This is a genomic window from Pseudomonas palmensis (assembly GCF_017848315.1).
In the GTDB taxonomy this organism is placed as follows: domain Bacteria; phylum Pseudomonadota; class Gammaproteobacteria; order Pseudomonadales; family Pseudomonadaceae; genus Aquipseudomonas; species Aquipseudomonas palmensis.
Window position 1 is genome coordinate 95,969 of the sequence record NZ_JAFKEC010000011.1, and the last position, 21,591, is coordinate 117,559.

General features: G+C 61.6%; 21 protein-coding genes and 1 rRNA gene. 11 read left to right on the top strand and 11 right to left on the bottom strand.

Going from position 1 to position 21,591, the window contains the following annotated elements:
* Positions 1-35: 35 nt before the first annotated feature.
* Genes flgE through flgB form a run of 4 tightly spaced genes read right to left on the bottom strand, consistent with a single transcriptional unit; the run spans position 36 to position 3,003 of the window.
* Positions 36-1,397, bottom strand: a complete 1,362-nt coding sequence (gene flgE / locus JZZ72_RS09330) for a flagellar hook protein FlgE (protein WP_043861784.1) — start codon at positions 1,395-1,397, stop codon at positions 36-38.
* A gap of 31 nt (positions 1,398-1,428) precedes the next feature.
* The gene (gene flgD / locus JZZ72_RS09335) at positions 1,429-2,133 is read right to left on the bottom strand and encodes a flagellar hook assembly protein FlgD (protein ID WP_104572203.1); all 705 of its coding nucleotides are present in this window, start codon (positions 2,131-2,133) and stop codon (positions 1,429-1,431) included.
* A 15-nt stretch (positions 2,134-2,148) separates the two neighbouring features.
* Positions 2,149-2,592: a flagellar basal body rod protein FlgC gene (gene flgC / locus JZZ72_RS09340; RefSeq protein WP_043861782.1), complete on the bottom strand. Its 444-nt coding sequence runs from the start codon at positions 2,590-2,592 to the stop codon at positions 2,149-2,151.
* A 3-nt stretch (positions 2,593-2,595) separates the two neighbouring features.
* The gene (gene flgB / locus JZZ72_RS09345) at positions 2,596-3,003 is read right to left on the bottom strand and encodes a flagellar basal body rod protein FlgB (RefSeq protein WP_054915646.1); all 408 of its coding nucleotides are present in this window, start codon (positions 3,001-3,003) and stop codon (positions 2,596-2,598) included.
* Positions 3,004-3,062: 59 nt separating this feature from the next.
* Here flgB and JZZ72_RS09350 point away from each other — a divergent pair, with 59 nt between their 5' ends.
* Positions 3,063-3,221, top strand: a complete 159-nt coding sequence (locus tag JZZ72_RS09350) for a hypothetical protein (protein ID WP_210014316.1) — start codon at positions 3,063-3,065, stop codon at positions 3,219-3,221.
* 139 nt (positions 3,222-3,360) lie between these two features.
* Entirely contained in the window at positions 3,361-5,955 is a 2,595-nt protein-coding gene (locus JZZ72_RS09355; RefSeq protein WP_210014318.1) for an autotransporter family protein, read from the top strand.
* 58 nt (positions 5,956-6,013) lie between these two features.
* On the opposite strand, the gene cheR is transcribed toward JZZ72_RS09355, so the two are convergent.
* Entirely contained in the window at positions 6,014-6,841 is an 828-nt protein-coding gene (gene cheR / locus JZZ72_RS09360) for a protein-glutamate O-methyltransferase CheR (RefSeq protein WP_043861780.1), read from the bottom strand.
* Positions 6,842-6,890: 49 nt separating this feature from the next.
* Positions 6,891-7,820, bottom strand: a complete 930-nt coding sequence (locus JZZ72_RS09365; RefSeq protein ID WP_043861779.1) for a chemotaxis protein CheV — start codon at positions 7,818-7,820, stop codon at positions 6,891-6,893.
* Positions 7,821-7,888: 68 nt separating this feature from the next.
* Between JZZ72_RS09365 and flgA the strand changes: the two genes are divergently transcribed.
* From flgA to JZZ72_RS09385, 4 genes are all read left to right on the top strand, one after another.
* Positions 7,889-8,641, top strand: coding sequence for a flagellar basal body P-ring formation chaperone FlgA (flgA, locus tag JZZ72_RS09370; protein WP_043861778.1), 753 nt, complete (start codon positions 7,889-7,891; stop codon positions 8,639-8,641).
* 175 nt (positions 8,642-8,816) lie between these two features.
* Positions 8,817-9,128: a flagellar biosynthesis anti-sigma factor FlgM gene (gene flgM, locus JZZ72_RS09375; RefSeq protein ID WP_043861777.1), complete on the top strand. Its 312-nt coding sequence runs from the start codon at positions 8,817-8,819 to the stop codon at positions 9,126-9,128.
* Positions 9,129-9,174: 46 nt separating this feature from the next.
* Positions 9,175-9,642: a flagella synthesis protein FlgN gene (locus JZZ72_RS09380; RefSeq protein ID WP_043861776.1), complete on the top strand. Its 468-nt coding sequence runs from the start codon at positions 9,175-9,177 to the stop codon at positions 9,640-9,642.
* Positions 9,643-9,722: 80 nt separating this feature from the next.
* A complete protein-coding gene (locus JZZ72_RS09385) occupies positions 9,723-10,466 on the top strand; it encodes a flagellar brake protein (protein ID WP_043861775.1) in 744 nt (247 codons plus the stop codon).
* Positions 10,467-10,603: 137 nt separating this feature from the next.
* Here the strand turns inward: JZZ72_RS09385 and JZZ72_RS09390 are convergent, their stop codons facing one another.
* From JZZ72_RS09390 to bkdR, 3 genes are all read right to left on the bottom strand, one after another.
* Positions 10,604-11,944, bottom strand: coding sequence for an MFS transporter (locus JZZ72_RS09390; protein ID WP_054915648.1), 1,341 nt, complete (start codon positions 11,942-11,944; stop codon positions 10,604-10,606).
* 173 nt (positions 11,945-12,117) lie between these two features.
* Positions 12,118-13,359: a glutamine synthetase family protein gene (locus JZZ72_RS09395; RefSeq protein WP_173925107.1), complete on the bottom strand. Its 1,242-nt coding sequence runs from the start codon at positions 13,357-13,359 to the stop codon at positions 12,118-12,120.
* 235 nt (positions 13,360-13,594) lie between these two features.
* Complete coding sequence (bkdR, locus tag JZZ72_RS09400) at positions 13,595-14,086, bottom strand: Bkd operon transcriptional regulator BkdR (protein WP_043861772.1); 492 nt, start codon at positions 14,084-14,086, stop codon at positions 13,595-13,597.
* Positions 14,087-14,285: 199 nt separating this feature from the next.
* Here bkdR and JZZ72_RS09405 point away from each other — a divergent pair, with 199 nt between their 5' ends.
* Genes JZZ72_RS09405 through lpdA form a run of 4 tightly spaced genes read left to right on the top strand, consistent with a single transcriptional unit; the run spans position 14,286 to position 19,259 of the window.
* Complete coding sequence (locus JZZ72_RS09405; protein WP_043861771.1) at positions 14,286-15,518, top strand: 3-methyl-2-oxobutanoate dehydrogenase (2-methylpropanoyl-transferring) subunit alpha; 1,233 nt, start codon at positions 14,286-14,288, stop codon at positions 15,516-15,518.
* Between the two features lies 1 nt (position 15,519).
* Entirely contained in the window at positions 15,520-16,578 is a 1,059-nt protein-coding gene (locus tag JZZ72_RS09410) for an alpha-ketoacid dehydrogenase subunit beta (RefSeq protein WP_043861770.1), read from the top strand.
* Positions 16,579-17,874 (top strand): dihydrolipoamide acetyltransferase family protein, encoded by a 1,296-nt coding sequence (locus JZZ72_RS09415; RefSeq protein WP_210014317.1) that lies wholly within the window; start codon positions 16,579-16,581, stop codon positions 17,872-17,874.
* A gap of 2 nt (positions 17,875-17,876) precedes the next feature.
* On the top strand, positions 17,877-19,259 hold the full coding sequence (lpdA, locus tag JZZ72_RS09420; RefSeq protein ID WP_054915651.1) for a dihydrolipoyl dehydrogenase: 1,383 nt from the start codon (positions 17,877-17,879) through the stop codon (positions 19,257-19,259).
* 37 nt (positions 19,260-19,296) lie between these two features.
* Here lpdA and JZZ72_RS09425 read toward each other — a convergent pair whose 3' ends face one another.
* A complete protein-coding gene (locus tag JZZ72_RS09425; protein ID WP_054915652.1) occupies positions 19,297-20,301 on the bottom strand; it encodes a sensor domain-containing diguanylate cyclase in 1,005 nt (334 codons plus the stop codon).
* A gap of 317 nt (positions 20,302-20,618) precedes the next feature.
* On the opposite strand from JZZ72_RS09425, the gene JZZ72_RS09430 reads away from it, so the two are divergent.
* Complete coding sequence (locus JZZ72_RS09430) at positions 20,619-21,161, top strand: hypothetical protein (RefSeq protein ID WP_078480290.1); 543 nt, start codon at positions 20,619-20,621, stop codon at positions 21,159-21,161.
* Positions 21,162-21,283: 122 nt separating this feature from the next.
* Here the strand turns inward: JZZ72_RS09430 and rrf are convergent.
* Positions 21,284-21,399: ribosomal RNA gene (gene rrf / locus JZZ72_RS09435) — 5S ribosomal RNA — on the bottom strand.
* Positions 21,400-21,591: the final 192 nt, after the last annotated feature.

A 21,591-nucleotide genomic window follows, 5' to 3' on the forward strand; every position in this document is an offset into this window, starting at 1 on the left:
AGGGGTTCGTCCATGCTCATTCCATCAGGCGATCATCAGGTCATCTGGATGATGGTCTGCATGATGGTGCTTTCGGTAGAGATGGTCTTGGAGTTCGCCTGGAAGTTGCTCTGCGCCTTGATCAGCTCGACCAGCTCCATGGTCAGGTTGACGTTGGACGCTTCCAGTGCGTTGGACTCGATCGAACCCAGGGTACCGGTCTTCGGCGTGTCGATGCCCGGGATGCCCGAGGCGTAGGTCTCTTTCCAGCGGGTACCACCCAGCTGCTCCAGGCCCTGCTCGTTGGCGAAGCTGGCAATCGCGACCTGGCCGATGGCGCGGGACTGCTGGTTGCTGAAGCTGGCGAACATCACACCGGTGGAGTCGATGCTCAGGCTGGACAGGATGCCGGTGGCATAGCCGTCCTGCGCCTGGGACATGCGAGCAGTGTCGGTGTTGTACGACGTGGTGCTGGTCATGTTCATACGGATGCCGTCGGCATTGCCGGCCGAACCGTTGGACGCCCACTTGTCGGTGGCCTTGTCGTAGGATGCCGGCACCCAGCCTTTCATGGTGAAGTTGTTGTTGACCACGGTGAATTCGGAGCCCGCCGGGTGACCGGTATTGTCGGCAGTCATGGCCTTGACACTGCCATCAGGATTGAAGCTGATGGTGCCGGACAGTGGCTTGGTGCTGGCAGGGTCGAACGGGTTGCGACCATCGACCAGCGTGTAGGTGGTCCACTGGTTGTCACCGGTCTTGCGATAGAACTGCTCCATCGTGTGCTCGTTGCCCTGACTGTCGTAGATCTTGGTCGGGAACGATTTGGTGTAGGTGCTCTCGTCCGAAGGGTCGAACGTCTTGTTGTCCACCAGCACCGGCGGCGTGCTGTCATCCAGTACCTGCAGCGGGATCGACGGCGCCGAGGAGTTCAGGTTGATACCCTGATCGATCAGCGTGGTGGTCTTTGGCGCCAGCGCGGAGGTGTCGATCTTCAGGTCGGTCAGCACGCCCTTGATGATCTTGCCGTTGACGTCGGCCGCGTAACCTTGCAGACGGATACCGTCCGAGGTCACCACGTAGTTGTCCTTGTTGGTCTGGAACGCACCGGAACGGGTGTAGCTCAGCGAGCCGTTGTCGCTCAGGACGAAGTAGCCCTGGCCCTGGATACCCATGTCCAGCACGTTGCCGGTGTTGTTGATGTCACCCTGACCGAACTGCTGGGAGACTGCAGCCAGACGCACGCCGTTGCCGACGGTCTTGCTGCCCACGCCCAGCTTGCTGGCCGAGTACACATCGGCGAACTCGGCGCGCGAGGCCTTGAAGCCGGTGGTCGAAACGTTGGCGATGTTGTTGCCGGTGACAGCCAGTTGCTTGTTGGCTGCATAGAGACCGCTAAGGCCGATATTGAAAGACATCTTTCCACTCCTTGTGCCGCGTTAGCCGGCTCTATATACCGATAGTTTGGACTTTGGACAGCGCAACGCTGCCCAGGCCAGCGAGGTTGAGCATCAGCTCGCCGCCGGTCTGACTGATGGTGACGCTGCTGACGGTGGCCGGCAGCAGGGTGTACATCTCGGCCGACTTGCCATCGACGGTGGTCTTGGCCGTGAAGGTGTAGGTACCCGGGTCGACCTTTTCGCCCTTCTCGTTGGTACCGTCCCAGATGAAGTCGGCATTGCCGGCCTTCTGCTCGCCCAGGTCGATGGTCTTGATGGTCTTGCCATCCTTGTCGGTGACAGTGACGGTGCCCGAAGTGATCGACTGCGGGACCACCACCTGGCCAGTGAAGCTCTTGGTGGTGTCGACCACGGCCTTGTCGGCCTGGGTGATCACCGAGCGACCGACCAGCCCGGAGGCCTGCAGCGCCTGCGAGGAACCCATGGCCCCCGTGATGGCGTTGACCGAATCGTTCAGCGAGGTGATGCCTTCAAGGCTGGAGAACTGCGCCAGCTGGGCCACGAACTCGCTGTTGTCCTGCGGGTCGAGCGGGTTCTGGTGCTGCATCTGGGTAACCAGCAGCTGAAGGAACGCGTCCTTGCCCAGGGTCTGGCCGTTGGCGGTCTTGCCGCCCAGGCCGCTTGCCGCGTTCGTATTGCTGGAGTTCTTGACGCCGGAATTGGAAATGACGTCGTTCAGGTTTACATCAGCCATAAAAAACGCCCCTTATCACTGACCCAGGGTCAGGACCTTCTGCATCATGGTTTTGGCCGTGTTCATCAGCTCGGCGTTGGTCTGGAACGAGCGGCTGGCGGAGATCATGTCAGCCATTTCCTCGACCACGTTGACGTTCGGGTAGTAGACGTAGCCGTCCTTGTTCGCCGCCGGATGGTTGGGCTGATAGCGCGCCTCGAGGTTGCTCTGGTCTTCGACCACACCCAGTACCTGAACGCCCTGCCCGGCTTCGCCCTGGTCCTGGAACAGCGACTGGCTGACGCCATTCTGGGCCTGCTGGAACGTGGTGGCGAACACCGGGTGGCGGGCACGATAGGTCTGGTCGATGCTCGAGGAAACGGTCTCGGCGTTGGCGATGTTGGAGGCAACGGTGTTCAGGCGCGTGGTCTGCGCGCTCATGCCGCTACCGGCAATGTTGAAAACGCTGGCAAGGGACATGACTTACTCTCCGCGCAGGGCTGACACCAGCCCTTTGAATTTACTGTTGAGCAACGTGAAGCTGGCCTGGAAACCCACGGCGTTCTCGGCATAGCTGGATTGCTCGAGCTGCGCGTCAACGGTGTTCTGGTCGATCGAGGGCTGCATGGGCGTGCGGTACTGCAGGGTTTCGTCACCCATCGCCAGGCCTTGGGCCTCGATGTGCCGGGTGTTGGTGCGCTCGAGGGAGAAATGGCCGTTCTTGACCTTGTCGGTCTCGGCCGCCAGCACGGACGAGAAGTCCATGTCGCGCGCCTTGTAGTTGGGGGTGTCGGCGTTGGCGATGTTGTTGGCCAGCACTTCGGCACGCTGGGCGCGAAAGCCCAGTGCCTTTTCGTGAATGCCAAGCGCTTTGTCGAAACTGATGCTCATGTCGGGGAAACCTTTGAAGGTTGACCGTAGGGTTCGTTGCCGGTGATAGAGCAAGTCCCGTGCCAAAACACAAAACCCAGCAAAGCCGGGGCTTTACCGCGCTTGCCAGCCATGGCAATGCCAGAAAAGCGGCAACGGATTTCCGCCAGACACCGGCAAAGCGGCAATTGCCTGGCAGCGGCAACCCCACCCTGCGCCCTTTTGGCGTCAAATTTTAATGTCAATTCGCTATCTCTCATCTAAGATCCGTCCCGCTCCGCTACGTGGCATCTGGCTATCACCGCACAGCCGTCATGCCACGCAGGCAAGCGCCGAATTCAATACGCTGTGTTTAAGGAATAAACCGTGACTCCTGTGATGTTTCGCAAGACCCTGCTCGCCCTGGCAATCACTGCCACCGCCCTGCCTGTCGGCGCCCAGACCATCAAGTTGACCGATGCCGGCTTCATCAGCGAGCACAAGACCTACGAAGGCAACCTCGAATTCACTGGCGCCTACACCGGCAGTGCCGCCGAGGACGCGATCGAATTCAACGGCAACCACGTCAAGGGCGACCTGATTCTCAACACCACGATCAACAGCAGCGGCGACTTTGCCGGCGGCATCGACCTGGACGCCTGGGAAGACGGCAGCAGCTGGGCCAGCAACCAGATCGACGGCAACCTGATCAACAAGGGCAGCATCAGCGCCGTGGGCGGCGGCTCCAATGCCCTGATGATCGACCCGGCCACCATCAATGGCAGCGTCATCAACCAGGGCCTGCTCAGCGCCACCGGCGAACCGCTGCTCGACGGCAGCGAAATGGACGTGGCCCGTGCACTGGACTTCACCGGCACGATCAAGGGCGACCTGCTCAATGACACCACTGGCCGCATCATCGCCAAGGGCACCAGCGCCAAGGGCATCAACCTGGAAGGCGGCCGTATCGACGGCAAGCTGATCAACAACGGCCTGATCCAGGTTACCGGCGACGGCGCTACCGCCATCGACGCCACTACCAGCTTCAACGGGCAGAATGTGGACATGGTCGACCTGGCCGGCATCGTCAACAACGGCACCATCATCGCCACCGGCGATGACGCCGAAGGCATCCGTGTGGACGGCGCCAGCTTCACCACCGCCGAGCGCCAGATCGTCAACACCGGCACCATCAAGGCGACCGATGCGGCCATCGTGATCGGCAACTTCGACATCGATGCCTACGATGACAACCGGCTGTACAACAGCTATGCAGGGCTGGAAATCGTCAACAGCGGCACGCTGATCTCCGAAGACGAAGCGGTCGATGCCTCCGAAACCGAGCGCAGCGTGTACCTGACCTTGCTGGACGGCAGCAAGATCACCGGCAACCTGATCGACCTGACCACCGTCGAGGTGTACGGCAAGGTGGACTTCAGCGGCACCGACAGCAGCAGCGACGGTGCCAACATCCGTCTGCGCCAGGGCGGCTGGATGGACGTGGGCAGCGTCAGCCGCAATGCGCCAGCGCACCTGAACTTCGTGCAGCCGCACACCACCATCGACGGCAACCTGTACGTGGCCGGCAACTCGTCGCTGGACTTGAACCTGAGCAGCGCCACCCGTGCCGACACCGCCGTGGTGGCCGTCAGCGGTACTGCCGAGTTCGGCAAGGGCGCACAGATTCGCCTGGCCGCACAGGGCAGCGACTTCAGCGCCCAGGGCAGCACGTACAACCTGTTCCAGGCCGGGCGCATCGATCTGCTGGACGCTTCCGACAATGTCGACGCCAACGGCAAGCTGAACCTGGTGAGCAGCTCGGCCCTGCTCAAGATCGACAGCTACAGCCTGCAGGACAACAAGCTGGTGGCTACCGTCACCGGCAAGGGCGCCGAAGAAGTCACCGACATCCTGGTCGGCCAGGGTGCCTCGGCCAACAGCCAACTGGCCCTGGGCAGCCTGAACCGCGACAGCATCCTGAGCAAACTGAGCGCCAACGACCCGCTGCTGCAAGCCTTCGCCAATGCCGACGAGGCCCAGCTGGCCAAGCTGGCCGAGCAACTGACACCTGAAGTCAACGGCGGCGCCACCCAGGCAGCCACCACCAGCCAGAACCTGGTGAGCAATGTCACCGGCAGCCGTACCAGCAGCCTGCGTGGCGCCTCCTCGGGCGAAGCGTTCAAGGACACCGGCGTGTGGGTGCAGACCCTCTACAGCGATGCCAGCCAGGACCTGCGCGACGGCGTGGCCGGCTACAACGCCTACAGCCGCGGCATCGCGGTGGGTGCCGACGGCAAGCTCAACGACAACCTGACCCTGGGCCTGGCGTACAGCTTCATCAACACCGACGTCAACGGCAAAAGCGGCAACCAGACCAAGGTGGACAGCCACGCCTTCACGCTGTACGGCGGCTTCGAGCAGGGCAACTACTTCGTCGATGCCAGCCTGAGCTATGGCTTGAACGACAACGACAGCAAACGCAAGATTGCCGGCACCTCGGCCAAGGCCGATTACGACAGCGACCTGCTGGGCCTGAACGTGGTGGGTGGCTACACCTATCACATCAACCCGCAGATGCTGGTCGAGCCGCGCATTGCCGCGCGCTACAGCCTGGTGAACATCGACGGTTACCGCGAGAAGGGTTCGTCGGCTGCACTGAAGGTCGAAGACCAGCGCTACGAGGCCATCGAGCTGGGCGCAGGCCTGCGCGTTGCCGGCGAGTATCCGCTGGGCGCCGGCACCCTGCAGCCACAGGCTCGCCTGATGGCATACCATGACTTCGCGGCGGACGAAGCCAAGAGCACCTCGACCTTCCTGCTGGGTAGCACCCCGTTCGTCACCAGCGGCGCCAAGGCCGTGCGCAACAGCTACGAAGCCGGCGTAGGCGCCGACTACAAGCTGGGCGCGGTGACCCTGGGCGTGAACTACGACTACATCGGCAAATCGGGCTTTGACGCCGATGTGTTCTCGGCCAAGGTGCGTTACGACTTCTGATCGATGACAGCAGCTGCATGAAAAAGGCCGGTGTCTCGCGACACCGGCCTTTTTTGTTTCACTTGGCCTGGTAGATGATCCCCGGGCTGCACTGCACCATCTGGTAATGGTCGGGCAGCCCGTTGAGCGCCTCGGACGCCCCCAGGAACAGGTAACCGCCGGGCTTGAGCGTGCCGTGAATGCGCAGCAGGATGTCCTTCTTCACCTGGGCGGAGAAGTAGATCAGCACGTTGCGGCAGAACACGATGTCGAACTTGCCCAGGCTCGCGTAGCTGTCGAGCAGGTTGAACGAACGAAACTCGACGCGGCTGCGGATCGGGGCCTTGACTGCCCAGCGCCCCGGCCCCTTGGGGTCGAAATAGCGTTGCAGGCGCTCCTGGGACAAGCCACGGGCAATGGCCAGGCTGTCGTACTCACCGGTCTTGCAGTTGGCCAGCATCGAGCCGGACAGGTCGGTGGCGACGATCTGCGCCCCCATCTTCAATTGCCCGATGTTGCTGCGCTCGAACTCGTCGATGGCCATGGAGATCGAGTACGGCTCCTGCCCCGACGAACAGGCCGCCGACCAGATGCGCAGGCGCTGGCCAGGGTTGGCCTTGATCTGCTCGGGCAAGACCTTGTTCTTGAGCACCTCGAACGGATAGTTGTCGCGAAACCACAGGGTTTCGTTGGTGGTCATCGCATCGACCACCTGCTCGCGCAAGCCGCTGCGCGGCTGGGTCTGGATCCGCTGCACCAGCTCGCTCAACGATTTGATGCCCTGCTGTTCCATCAGCTTGTTGAGACGGCTGGAGACCAGATACTGCTTGTTTTCGCCCAGCAGGATGCCACAGGCTTTTTCCAGGAAGACCCGGAATTGTTCGAAATCCAAATTACCCGTAGACAATGATGCCGCCTCTTAAATCATGTGTAACGCCAGGGACGAGCCCTGGCTGTTAGTGGGTGGCCTTGATCCGGTCGACCACGCGTTGCGCCAGGTCATCCGGCCGGAACTTGGCGAGAAAATCATCCGCGCCCACCTTCTTGACCATGGCCTGGTTGAAGACGCCGGAAAGCGAAGTATGCAGGATGATGTGCAACTTTTGCATGCGCGGGTCGTTGCGGATTTCTGCAGTCAGGGTATAGCCGTCCATTTCCGGCATCTCGATGTCGGAAATCATCATCAGGAATTCCTCTTCCGGATGCTTGCCCTCATCGACCATCTTGCGCAGGTAATCCAGCGCCTGCCGGCCGTCGTTGAGCGCCACCACCTCGACCCCCACCGTCTGCAGGCAACGGCTGACCTGCTTGCGTGCCACCGAGGAGTCATCCACGGTGAGCACGCGCAGCGACACGGCCTTGACCTGCACTTCTTCGTCGACCACACCCAGGGAGATCGCCTCGGAGGTCGGCGAGACCTCGGCGAGGATCTTCTCCACGTCGATGATCTCGACCATCTTGCCGTCCACCCGGGTCACGGCCGTCAGGTAATGGTCACGACCGGTGCCCTTGGGTGGCGGATGGATCTCCTCCCAGTTCATGTTGACGATGCGTTCGACCGAGTGCACCAGAAACCCCTGGGTCTTGGTGTTGTACTCGGTGATGATCACGAAGCTCTTGCTGACATCTTCACTCAGACCGGGCATGCCGGTCGCCATCGCCAGATCCAGGATCGGGATGGTTGCCCCACGAATATTCGCCACACCGCGCACCACCGGGTTGGACTTGGGCATCACGGTCAGGTTCGGGCATTGCAGCACCTCCCGCACCTTGAACACGTTGATCCCGTACAGCTGCTCGCCATTGAGGCGGAACAACAGCAGTTCGAGACGGTTCTGCCCTACCAGTTGTGTGCGCTGGTTAACCGAATCCATTACACCAGCCATGCCAGACTCCTCGACCAAATGCTCGAGCGTCGTACCGCAGTCGGCACGCGCCTTGCTTTTTTAACTGTATGAACACGAAAACGACATTTTTCCGACGCCTGACCCGCCCCTTGCCCGGCATCCTTGCTGCGCTGTGCCTGCTGGCCCCCGGCGTTCGAACTCTGGCTGACGCTTTCACCTTGCCTGAACAGCTTATCGGTGTCACTCAGGGGTTTCTTGAATTCACGGTCGAGGATTACCTGGCGACCAGCCAGACCGAAGGGCGCTTCGAGATCCAGGTCAACAGCCTCGACCCGCGCCTGCGCATGCCACTGTGCGACCAGCAACTGGGCGCCACCCTGGAAAGCCCGGCGCAACCGCTGGGCAGGGTGACCGTGCGCGTACGCTGCGATGGCAGCTCCCCGTGGACGGTGTTCGTGCCGGCCCAGGTGCGGCTGTTTCGCAATGTGGTGACCGTGGCGCGTCCGCTCAAGCGCGACAGCGTGGTCGGCGAACAGGACGTGAGCCTGCGCGAGCGGGACGTGGGCATGCTCAACCAGGGCTACCTGACCAGCCTGGAGCAGGCCGTGGGCCTGAAGGTCATCCGACCGACGGTCATCGATCAGGTGCTCACGCCGCTGCATCTGGAGCAGGCCGAAGTGGTCCGCAAGGGCGATCATGTGGTCATCATCGCCCGCAGCGGCACGCTGAGCGTGCGCATGCCGGGAGAAGCCTTGAGCAAGGGCGGCATCAGTGAACAGATACGGGTACGCAATCTGAACTCCAAACGGGTGGTGAAGGCACGGGTCACTGGACCAGGGCAGGTGGAAGTCGCGATGTGAAGCGGGTCACGACGCCAGAACAAACAAGGCTGGCGATCAGGAACCGCTTTTCCTAAACTGTGTCGAACCGGGTTGATGGGCTGGCCGCGCAAGCTGCACTGCATTTGCGTCTAAAGTTTCTTTCGGGTTGGCCGAAAACAAGGCAAGCGTCCAAACACCCAGAGGTTTTCTGATCATGGTCATCGACTTCAGTCGTTTGAATAATTCCCCGTCCGTGACGGGCGCCGTGCGCACTGGCAACAGCCAGGAAAGCACGGCCACTGCTCGCACCGCCACCAGCGCTACCGAGGCTGGCCAGAGCGGAGAAGCCGTACACCTGAGCCACGAGGCCCAGCAGTTGCAACAGGTCAGCGACAAGCTGCGCGATCAACCGGTTGTCAACAGCGCCCGCGTGGCCGAGTTGAAACAGGCCATCGCCGACGGCAGCTACCAGGTGGACGCCCAGCGCGTCGCCAGCAAACTGCTTAATTTCGAAGCCCAGCGCTAGCCCTCTGGCGCGCTGACTTCAGGACGCTAGAACCAAGAGCCAGCCAATGCACGACACTACTCTGCTGCAACTGATCGAAGATGATATTGCTCCAGCGCAACAACTGCTCGAGTTGTTGCAGGCTGAAGCCGTGGCCCTGCATGGCCGCGACATGCCCTTGCTGGAAAATATTCTGGCCCGCAAGCAATCGCTGGTGGTGCTGCTCGATCAAGGCGGACAACGACGTAGTGCGCTGCTTGCGAACCTGGGCCTGCCGCAAAGCCGCGAAGGTGTAGTGGCCATGGCCGAGCAATCGGACCTGGGCTCCCTGCTCATCGAGCAGCTCGATGTGCTGGCTGCGCTGATGAATGATTGCCAGGCGGTCAACGCACGCAACGGCCAGGCGATCCAGCTTCAGCAGTACACCACCGAAAACCAGATCAAGATCCTCATGGGTGGCGAATCACCGTCGCTCTACGATGCCCGTGGCACTACATCGCCGCTTTCAAAGCCTCGTGCACTCAGCCAGGCGTGACCCCCTCTATCAAGGCACGATTCATGCTGGCAGAATGCCAGCAATTGCCTGTGTCGTTTTTGCCTGGAGATTCATCAACCGTGTTCAATGACGAAGAAGCTCCTCAGCCTCCGAAGGTGCTGACTACGCCTTTGGAAATTGCCGCTCATTTGCGGATGTTGCTAGAGAGCCATGACCCACTGATCATCACGTTCCCCGAACGCAGCCAGCGCTTCCAGAGTTATGTGGTGGAGGTAGACCGGGACAGCAACAGCATGGCCCTGGACGAAATGATCCCGCGCGATGGCGAACGCTTCCTCGAAAATGGCGAACCATTCCGTATCGAAGGCTTCCATGACGGCGTGCGCATTGCCTGGGACTGCACTACCCCGCTGAGCATCAGCACCTCTGACGGCTCACGCTGCTACCGCGGCAGCCTGCCCACAGAAGTTACCTATCACCAGCGTCGCAATGCGTTTCGCGCAGCACTGAAGCTGTCGCAACTGGTCGACGTGATTTTCGACGGCGAGAAACTGCGTGGCGAGCACCCGCTCAAGGGCAAGCTGCTGGATATTTCGGCTACTGGCTGCAAGCTTCGCTTCGAGGGCGATATCGAGGAGCGGTTGCAGTTGGGCCAGGTCTACGAGAAGTTTGCTACCGGCCTGCCGCTGGGGCTTTCTCAGGTAATGGTCGAGCTGCGCCACCTGCACTATGAAGAGCGCCTGAACGCCACCTTCGCCGGCATTCGCTTTCATAACGTGACAGGACAGATGGCGCGCAAGATCGAAAGCTTTGTGTACCAGCTGCAACGTGAAGCGCGACGCTTCGACAAAGACGATTACTGATAGACATCACGCTTCACATTTCCAAGGGTCGCTACCCATTCAGCGGCAACGGACTCATCCGCAAAGGGGCGCCTGGCGCCCCGCCTGCCAGCGGAACTCAGACGCAGCCCTTCGCCACTATCTGCCCCCCACGCCACTCACACTTCTGGCGCAGGCTTGACAGGTTCGACGCCCTCAGCCTCCCCGGGCGCGCCCTCCTCCTCGGTATCTTCGGCACCCACCGGTGCCTGCATCTGATCCTGCACCACCTGCTCATCAACCCGCGGGTCGAGCGCCGCAGACAGCGGTGAACCTGCCGCCGGCATCGCTACGTGAAGCAATGGCGCATCCTCGACCTGATGCAGGTTGGTAACCGCTTTGGGACGGATGCGCCACACCAGCACCAGCGCGAAGAAACAGAAGAACGCGTACAGCATCTGGTCGCCCAGGGTCTTCATCAGCACACCGGCCACCAGCGGCCCGATGCTCGCCCCCACGCCATAGGTCACCAGCAGCATCGCGGTGAGCGAGACCCGTCGCTCGCTTTCAACGTGGTCGTTGGAAAACGCCACCGCCAGCGGGTAGAGGCAGAACTGCAGCAGCGAGACCGCAAAACCGGTGATGAACAGCACCTCGAGCGGTACGCTCGGCAGCAGCGCCAATGGCAGGGAGGTGACGGCCAGCCCCACCGCCACACTGCGAATCAGCACGGCCCGGTCGTAACGGTCCGACAACCAGCCCAATGGCCACTGCACCAGCAGGCCGGCAAAGATGCAGCAGCCCATGAACACACCGACCTGTTCTGTACTGAGCCCCTGCTTGGAGGCGTACAGAGGCGCCAGACCATAGAACGACCCCACGATCAGCCCCGCCCCAAGTACCGTACTCAGCGACTGGGGGACGCGCTTGATGAAGAACCGCGGCTCCATGGGGGCCGGACGCAGCGGTGCGGGGTGGATGCGCCGGGTCAGGGCCACCGGAACCAGGCACAGCGCAAAGCACATGGCCACCAGCATCAGCAGCTCCAGGCCCAGTTGCGGGTGAACCACCAGAATCAGCTGGCCCAGTACCAGGCCCAGATAGGAGGCGATCATGTAACCGCTGAACACCGCCCCACGCTGCTTGGCGTCGGCCTGTTCGTTGAGCCAGCTCTCGATCACCATGTACTGGCACATCATGCCCAGGCCGACGATCACCCGCAGCAGCAGCCAGGCCGGCAACCAGCTGACCAGACCATGACCAAGCACCGCTGCGCCGACGATGCCGGCACACGTAGCGTAGGCGCGGATATGCCCCACCCTGGCGATCAGCCGGTGACCGATCTTGCCCCCCAGCGCCAGGCCGAAATAGTTGGCCGCCATCAGCGCACCGACCCACAGGCTGTCGACCTGATCGGCCGCCAGGCGCAGGGCCAGGTAGGTGCTCAACAGGCCGGAACCGATCAACATCATCAATGCGGCGAAATACAGCGCGCGAAAAGACTTCCAGATACTTCGCATCGACGTCCCTGAGGGCCCCTTGAGCAGGTGAAAAAACTGCTTGAAAGCATAAGTGAAAAAAACACCGACGCGGCGGGCCGGGCATAAAAAAACAGGTGACAAACCATGATCTCGATCATGGCTGCCACCTGCCTCTGCTTACCCTGGCGCCAGGCGGCATTGCCGCCCCGCAGTTACGCCTGTGCCGCCAGCACGCGCCGCTCCCACGGGGTGATCTCGTCGAAGAAGCTGGTCAGTTCCAGGGTCTTGGACGCGATGTAACCTTCGATGAACTCAGTCCCGAACAGTTCCCTCGCCAACTGGCTGCGCTTGAGACGCTCCAGTGCCGCGTGCAGCGTGCAGGGCAGTGACAGGTTGTCGGGCACCTCGAATTCGCCCTGGATCGCTGGCGCCGGCTCCAGTTGCTGTTCGATGCCGTACAAGCCGGCCGCCAGGCTGGCGGCGATGGCCAGGTAGGGATTGGTATCGGCCCCGGGCAGGCGGTTCTCGACCCTGCGCGCTACCGGTGCGCTGGCAGGGATACGCAGGCCCGCAGCGCGGTTGTCCTGCGACCAGCAGGCATTGTTGGGCGATGCATAAGGGTGGCACAGGCGCTGGTAGGAGTTGACGTTGGGTGCGAACAACGCGGTGAAGTCGGCCATGCATGCCTGCTGGCCACCGATGAAGTGATAGAAGGCAGGGGTTGGCTGCCCCTGCGCATCGCTGAACACGTTACGGCCGTTGTCGATCTCGACCACGCTCTGGTGAATGTGCATTGAACTGCCTGGGGTTCTGGCCAGCGGCTTGGCCATGCACACCACATTCAGGCCATGCTTGAGCGCAACCTCCTTGAGCAGGTGCTTGAACAGGAAGGTCTGGTCGGCAAGCAGCAGCGGGTCACCGTGCAACAGGTTGATCTCGAACTGGCTGACGCCCATCTCGTGCATGAAGGTGTCGCGCGGCAGGCCCAGGGCCTCCATGCAACGGTAGACCTCGCTGAAGAACGGGCGCAGGCCATTGTTGGAACTGACGCTGAACGCCGAATGGCCGTCCTCGCGCCGACCGTCCAGCCCGGTGGGCGGCAGGAACGGCTGGCTCGGGTCGGGATTGGGAGCGAACACGAAGAACTCGAGCTCGGTGGCCACCACTGGCGCCAGGCCGTGCGTGCGATACCGCTCGATCACCGCCTTGAGCTGGCCGCGGGTGGACAAGCCCGAGCTCTGTCCATCGAGCTCATTGGCATCGCAGATCGCCAGTGCCCTTGGTTCGTCGCTCCAGGGCAGGCGGTAGATATGCAGGGGGTCGGCCGCCAGGGCAAGGTCGCCATCGTCGCTGCCGTAAAAGCGTGCCGCAGGGTATCCGCCCATGATGCACTGCAGCAACACGCCGCGTGCCATCTGCAGGCGCCGCCCTTCCAGGAACCCCTCGGCGGTCATCACCTTGCCGCGAGGCACGCCATTGAGGTCGGGGGTGACGCATTCGATTTCATCAATGCCCGTCAATCGCTCGGCGAGAGAACGTTGGCCATTGGTCGTCATGACTTGATCCTTGTTATTTTTAACAAGCCGCGAACGGCGACCCGAACAACATAGTCCGGGGGTGTTAAAAATATCAAGCACCATATAGTCCCGATCGCTGGGCGAACGCCGCCAGCCAACCCGTAGAAGCTGTCTACACTGTGCCTGGCAGCGTAATACCGTTGGCCGGCAGCGGCAGCGCAGTCTTGTAGCGCACCTGCTTGAGGGCGAAGCTGGAGCGAATATTGGCCACCCCGGGCAAGCGGGTGAGGTAGTCCAGAAACCGCTCCAGGGCCTGGATGCTCGGCAGCAGTACACGCAGCAGGTAATCCGGATCGCCGGTCATCAGGTAGCACTCCATCACTTCCGGGCGCTCGGCGATTTCCTCTTCGAAGCGGTGCAGCGATTGCTCCACCTGTTTTTCCAGGCTGACGTGGATGAATACGTTCACGTCCAGCCCCAGCACTTCGGGCGACAGCAAGGTCACCTGCTGGCGAATCACGCCCAGTTCCTCCAGCGCCTTGACCCGGTTGAAACAGGGGGTGGGCGACAGATTTACCGAACGGGCCAGCTCGGCGTTGGTGATGCGGGCATTGTCCTGAAGGCTGTTGAGAATGCCGATGTCAGTACGATCCAGTTTGCGCATGAGACAAATTCACCTGCTTCTTGTTCTTTTGAAGAATGTTTATCCGCAAGCCAGCCCAAAGGCAATGAACTTGAGAAAAATATTCTTCCGCCAGCGGAATATGATGTAGGCAAGACTGACTCTCCGGTCACAAGCCGGGTTCAGTAGCGACCGCTTCAAAGCTCAACAAAAACACAAGACAGAGCGAGCGTAAAAAAGCATGAACGAGTACGCCCCCCTGCGTCTGCATGTGCCCGAGCCTACAGGCCGGCCAGGCTGCCAGACCGATTTCTCCTACCTGCGTCTGAATGACGCCGGTCAGGTCCGCAAACCCGCCATCGATGCCGAACCCGCCGGTACCGCCGACCTTGCCTACGGGCTGATCCGCGTGCTCGACGAACAGGGCCGTGCGCTTGGCCCCTGGGCCGAGGACATCGGCCCCGAAGTGCTGCGCCAAGGCATGCGCGCGATGCTCAAGACCCGGCTGTTCGACAGCCGCATGGTCGTTGCGCAGCGCCAGAAGAAGATGTCCTTCTACATGCAGAGTCTGGGCGAGGAAGCCATCGGCAGCGGCCAGGCACTGGCCTTGAACCGCAGCGACATGTGCTTCCCCACCTACCGCCAGCAGAGCATCCTGATGGCCCGCGACGTGTCGCTGGTGGAAATGATCTGCCAGCTGCTGTCCAACGAGCGCGACCCGCTCAAGGGTCGCCAACTGCCCATCATGTACTCGGTGCGCGAAGCCGGCTTCTTCACCATCAGCGGTAACCTGGCGACCCAGTTCGTGCAGGCGGTCGGCTGGGCCATGGCCTCGGCCATCAAGGGCGATACCAAGATCGCTTCGGCCTGGATCGGCGATGGTGCTACGGCCGAGTCGGACTTCCACACCGCGCTGACCTTCGCACACGTGTACCAGGCCCCGGTGATTCTCAACGTGGTCAACAACCAGTGGGCCATCTCCACCTTCCAGGCCATCGCCGGTGGTGAATCCACCACCTTCGCCGGCCGCGGCGTTGGCTGTGGCATCGCTTCGCTGCGGGTCGACGGCAACGACTTCATCGCGGTGTACGCGGCCTCGCGCTGGGCCGCCGAACGTGCCCGCCGCGGCCTGGGCCCGACCCTGATCGAATGGGTGACCTACCGCGCCGGCCCGCACTCCACCTCGGACGACCCGTCCAAGTACCGTCCGGCCGACGACTGGAGCCACTTCCCCCTCGGCGACCCGATCGCCCGCCTCAAGCAGCACCTGGTGGCCATCGGGCACTGGTCGGAGCAAGAGCATCAGGCGGTGACTGCTGAGCTGGAAGCCGAAATCATCAGTGCGCAGAAGGAAGCCGAGCAGTACGGCACCCTGGCCGGCGGGCAGATGCCCAGCCCGGCGAGCATTTTCGAGGATGTGTACAAGGAAATGCCGGAACACCTGCGGCGCCAGCGCCAGGAACTGGGGATCTGACATGAACGATCACAACACCACTATCCAGTTGGAAACCGCCATGGCGACTACCACCATGACCATGATCCAGGCCCTGCGCTCGGCCATGGATATCATGCTTGAGCGCGATGACAATGTTGTCGTCTATGGCCAGGACGTCGGTTACTTCGGCGGCGTGTTCCGCTGCACCGAAGGGCTGCAGAACAAGTACGGCAAGTCGCGGGTGTTCGACGCACCGATCTCCGAAAGCGGTATCGTCGGCACCGCCGTGGGCATGGGTGCCTATGGCCTGCGCCCTGTGGTGGAAATCCAGTTTGCCGACTACTTCTACCCAGCCTCGGACCAGATCGTCTCGGAGATGGCCCGCCTGCGCTACCGCTCTGCCGGCGAGTTCGTGGCCCCGCTGACCCTGCGCATGCCGTGCGGTGGCGGCATCTATGGCGGCCAGACCCACAGCCAGAGCCCGGAGGCGATGTTCACCCAGGTCTGCGGCCTGCGTACCGTGATGCCTTCGAACCCCTACGACGCCAAGGGCCTGTTGATCGCCTCGATCGAAAACGACGACCCGGTGATCTTCCTGGAGCCCAAGCGCCTGTACAACGGCCCTTTCGACGGGCACCACGACCGGCCGGTAACGCCCTGGTCCAAACACCCCGCCAGCGCCGTACCGGATGGCTACTACACCGTGCCACTGGACAAGGCTGCCATCACCCGCCCAGGCAATGCGGTGACGGTACTGACCTACGGCACCACGGTGTATGTATCCCAGGTGGCTGCCGAAGAGACCGGCATCGACGCCGAGGTCATCGACCTGCGCAGCCTCTGGCCACTGGACCTGGAGACCATCGTCGAGTCGGTGAAGAAGACCGGCCGCTGTGTGGTCGTGCACGAAGCCACCCGCACCTGCGGCTTTGGCGCCGAGCTGGTGGCGCTGGTACAGGAGCACTGCTTCCATCACCTCGAAGCCCCGATCGAACGCGTCACCGGTTGGGACACCCCCTACCCGCACGCGCAGGAATGGGCGTACTTCCCCGGCCCATCGCGAGTGGGTGCGGCATTGAAACGGGTCATGGAGGTCTGAATGGGCACGCACGTCATCAAGATGCCGGACATCGGCGAAGGCATCGCACAGGTTGAGCTGGTGGAGTGGTTCGTAAAGGTCGGCGATACCGTCACCGAAGATCAGGTGGTCGCCGACGTCATGACCGACAAGGCCACCGTGGAAATTCCTTCGCCGGTCACCGGCAAGGTGCTGGCCCTGGGCGGCCAGCCCGGTGAGGTCATGGCCGTAGGCAGCGAGCTGATTCGCATCGAGGTCGAAGGGGCCGGCAACTATCAGGAAGGCGCCGGCAAGCCGGCAGCAGCCACGCCGCCTGCGGTAGCTACCGCACCGAAGGCCAGCGTACCCGAAGCCCAACCCCAGCCCGCCGTCGTGTCTACCCCGGCAGCGGCATCTTCAGGCAACGCACAGCGTTCACCGACGATCGTGCCACGTGAGGCCAACGAGCGTCCGCTGGCCTCCCCGGCGGTGCGCAAGCGCGCGCTGGATGCGGGCATAGAGCTGCGCTATGTACATGGTAGTGGCCCTGCCGGGCGCATCCTGCACGAAGACCTGGACGCTTTTCTCGTTCAACCGAGTACCAGCAGTGCATCGGGCCCCGGTGGCTATGCAAGGCGTGACGACAGCGAGCAGGTGCCAGTGATCGGCCTGCGCCGCAAGATCGCGCAGCGCATGCAGGATGCCAAGCGCCGCGTCGCGCACTTCAGCTATGTCGAGGAAATCGACGTGACCGCGCTGGAAGAACTGCGCGTGCACCTGAACAAGAAGCATGGTGACAGCCGCGGCAAGCTGACCCTGCTGCCCTTCCTGGTACGGGCAATGGTGATCGCCGCGCGCGAATTCCCGCAGATCAACGCCACCTATGACGACGAAGCCCAGCTCATTACCCGCCATGGTGCAGTGCATGTGGGTATCGCCACCCAGGGCGACAACGGGCTGATGGTACCGGTGCTGCGCCATGCCGAGGCCGGCAGCCTGTGGAGCAATGCCAGCGAGATCGCCCGGGTAGCCAACGCCGCCCGCAACAACAAGGCCAGCCGTGAAGAGCTGTCCGGCTCGACCATTACGCTCACCAGCCTCGGCGCACTGGGCGGCATCGTCAGCACACCGGTGGTGAACACGCCGGAGGTGGCCATTGTCGGGGTCAACCGCATCGTCGAGCGGCCAATGGTGGTCAACGGCCAGATCGTGGTGCGCAAGATGATGAACCTGTCCAGTTCGTTCGACCATCGTGTGGTCGACGGCATGGACGCCGCGCTCTTCATCCAGGCCATCCGCGGCCTGCTCGAACAACCTGCCAGCCTGTTTGTGGAGTGACCATGCAGACTCTCAATACCACCCTGCTGATCATTGGGGGCGGCCCCGGCGGTTATGTCGCGGCGATTCGTGCCGGTCAACTGGGCATCCCCACTGTACTGGTCGAAGGCCAGGCACTGGGCGGCACCTGCCTGAACATAGGCTGTATTCCATCCAAGGCACTGATCCATGTAGCGGAGCAGTTCCACCAGACTTGTCAGCACAGCCAGCACTCCAGCCTGGGCATCAAGGTACAGGCTCCCAGCCTGGACATTACCCAGAGCGTGGCCTGGAAGGACGGCATCGTCGACCGCCTGACCAGCGGCGTTGCCGCCTTGCTGAAGAAACACGGCGTGACGGTGATTCATGGCTGGGCAAGGATCGTCGACGGCAAAACCGTCGACGTCGAAGGCCAGCGCATTCAGTGCGAGCACCTGCTGCTCGCCACGGGCTCCAGCAGTGTGGAGCTGCCCATGCTTCCACTGGGCGGCCCGATCATCTCGTCCACCGAAGCCCTGGCCCCGCAACGCCTGCCAAGGCGCCTGACGGTGGTGGGTGCAGGCTATATCGGCCTGGAGCTGGGTATTGCCTACCGCAAGCTGGGGGTCGAGGTAAGCGTGGTGGAAGCGCGCGAGCGTATCCTGCCTACGTATGACAGCGAGCTCACTCAGCCGGTAGCCGAGTCGCTGAAGAAACTGGGCATGACGCTGTACCTCAAGCACAGCGTCGAAGGCTTCGATAACGCCACCCAGTGCCTGCAGATCAGGGACCCGCATGGCGAACAGTTGAGGCTGGAAACCGATCAGGTGCTGGTTGCCGTAGGACGTCGGCCACGCACTCAAGGGTTCAACCTGGAAACCCTGGAGCTCAAGATGAATGGCTCAGCCATTGCCATCGATGAGCGTTGCCAGACCAGCATGCGCAATGTGTGGGCAATCGGCGATCTGAGCGGCGAGCCGATGCTGGCCCACCGCGCCATGGCCCAGGGCGAGATGGTGGCCGAACTCATCGCCGGCAAGCAGCGGGTTTTCGATCCGGTGGCCATCGCGGCAGTGTGCTTTACCGACCCCGAGGTGGTGGTGGCAGGCAAGACACCCGAGGCCGCACAACAGCAAGGCCTGGATTGCATCGTTGCGCAGTTCCCGTTCGCGGCCAATGGCAGGGCCATGACGCTGGAATCCAAAAGCGGCTTCGTACGCGTGGTGGCGCGTCGCGACAATCACCTGATCCTGGGCTGGCAGGCTGTCGGCGTGGGGGTTTCGGAACTGTCTACCGCGTTTGCACAATCACTGGAGATGGGCGCCCGGCTCGAGGATGTGGCCGGAACCATCCATGCCCACCCTACCCTCGGAGAGGCTGTGCAGGAGGCTGCATTGCGTGCCTTGGGGCACGCGTTGCACCTGTAGCCAGAACCACTGGGCGTCGATCATCGACGCCCAGGCATCAGGCGATCTGGTTCTTGCCGCCGGCCTTGGCGCGATAGAGCGCCTGGTCGGCACGGGCGACCAGTTGCTCCGGGCGCTCGCCGCCACGCCACTGGGCGATGCCAAAACTCAATGTGACGCGGTGCTCGCCAATTGGGGGCAACCTCAACACCTGCTGGCGGATGGCATCGGCTACCGCCATTGCTGCCTGCAGGTCACTCCCTGGCATCAACACCATGAACTCGTCACCCCCCCATCGGGCAAGCAGGTGCTCGGGGCCGACACACTTACGGATCTGTTCGACCACCTCTACCAGGGCGGTATCGCCACGGGCGTGGCCGTAACGATCATTGATCGGCTTGAAATCGTCGAAATCCATCAGGATCAGGCTCAAGGGCAAACGAAAGCGGCCGGCACGTTCGCATTCCTGAAGCAGGGCCTTTTCCAGGCGATAACGATTGGCCGCCAGGGTCAACGAGTCGCGCTCGGCCAGGTCACGGTTCTCATCGAGCTGACGTTTCAGTTGCTCGTTCACCCAGCACAGTTCCCGGGTCCGTTCGGCAATCAGTGACTCCAGCGAGCTGTTGCGCTGCTCCAGATGGGCAACCAGGCGCTTGCGGTCGTCGATGTTGCGGTGTGCACCGAACATCCTGGCCACCGAGCCATCAGGGTTGCGCGCAACCACATGCCCGCTGTCCTCGATCCACAGGTAGCTGCCATCCTTGCAACGGCAACGGTATTCCACCTGGTAGCTGGGCGCGCGCTGGCTCAGGTAGTCCTCGAAGCAGGCCATCACCCGCGGGTAGTCCTCGGGGTGAATGACGTTTTCCCAGGTGAACACCGTATTGTCCAGCGAGTGGCTGGGGTAGCCCAGCATGCGATACCAACCCGGGTTGCGATAGACATGGCCGGTGTTGGCGTTCCAGTCCCAGATGCCATCACTGACCAGGTCCAGGAGGGTTTGCAGTTGCTCTTGCCCCAGGTCGCTCAATGGCGCCATCACGCAAGCGGTATTCTCACTCATGGACACTCTCCCCTGTCCAGCAACTACGCCCCAGCTCAATGATGGTGCTGCCGATTGTTATGCGCCAAAGCCTGCGCGAAATTTCGAACAATATACTCGCGAAAGAATGGAAGCGGCAGGCGGAACCGACCGCACGTCCAACTGCAGGCCTTGGCTGTTGCCGCCTGCGGCAATCATCCTCCTCTTTGGGGCAACAGCGTGCCAGAGTAAACGGCCGAGCATTGCTGCCCCCTTGTAATACAGAGGGTTCAGAGCGTGAGGTAACTGGCACAGCCCTTGCTCTTCCCTTGCTCTGCACAGTATCGGGAGACCTTCAGGTGAGCATCATCAATGATTATGGTTGGCAGGTAGCCGCTACCACTCAGCAACGTAGCAGTGTTTCTACAGACAGCGATGCTGTGCCGTATGTACCTGTTTCAGTTGCCATCCAGTCGACGTCCGACACGCGCGGGAGTGCCAGTCACTCCGAGCAGCGCTTTCACGACAACCAGCAAGAAGCGTTCGCAAAGTTCAAGGTCAGTCTGCAGAACCTGGAAGAGATCTTTGACACGAAGGAACCAGAGAGCACTGCCTTGCAAGAGTTTCGCGACTACATGGCACTGTCTCCCGAGCAGAAAATTCGCGAGAAGATGCTGCGCGAACTTGGGCTGAGCCTTGAAGAATACGAAGAGTTACCCCCTGAGAAGAAGGAGCTGATCGACAAGCAGATCGCTCAACGCATCAAGGAAGAAATGGAGATAAAAACCATGGCCAAGCTGCAACCGCCTCAACAGATGGATGCGGTCAGTGCACTGGCAGGTTCACAGACACTGTCGGCAGAAGGCACCAACGAAAAGGACAGGACGGACCCGCTGGCCTGAATCGTATTACGTAAAAAAACCACCTCCCAAGGTGGTTTTTTTATGCCCGCCTTGCAGGAAACTTTCAGCCCACAAAGACAAAACCCCTACCTGCAGATGCAGATAGGGGTTTCGGAATTTAATCTTGACGATGACCTACTCTCACATGGGGAAACCCCACACTACCATCGGCGATGCATCGTTTCACTACTGAGTTCGGGATGGGATCAGGTGGTTCCAATGCTCTATGGTCGTCAAGAAATTCTGTTGCCAGAAGGTCTTGTTCAGACACTCCAGCGAATCGGGTATGTGATGTTTGTGAGCTACAAATCTTCGGCTTACTGTGTCTTCACAACACCGCAATCTGGTCGTTTGACGCAAATTGCTTGGGTGTTATATGGTCAAGCCTCACGGGCAATTAGTATTGGTTAGCTCAACGCCTCACAGCGCT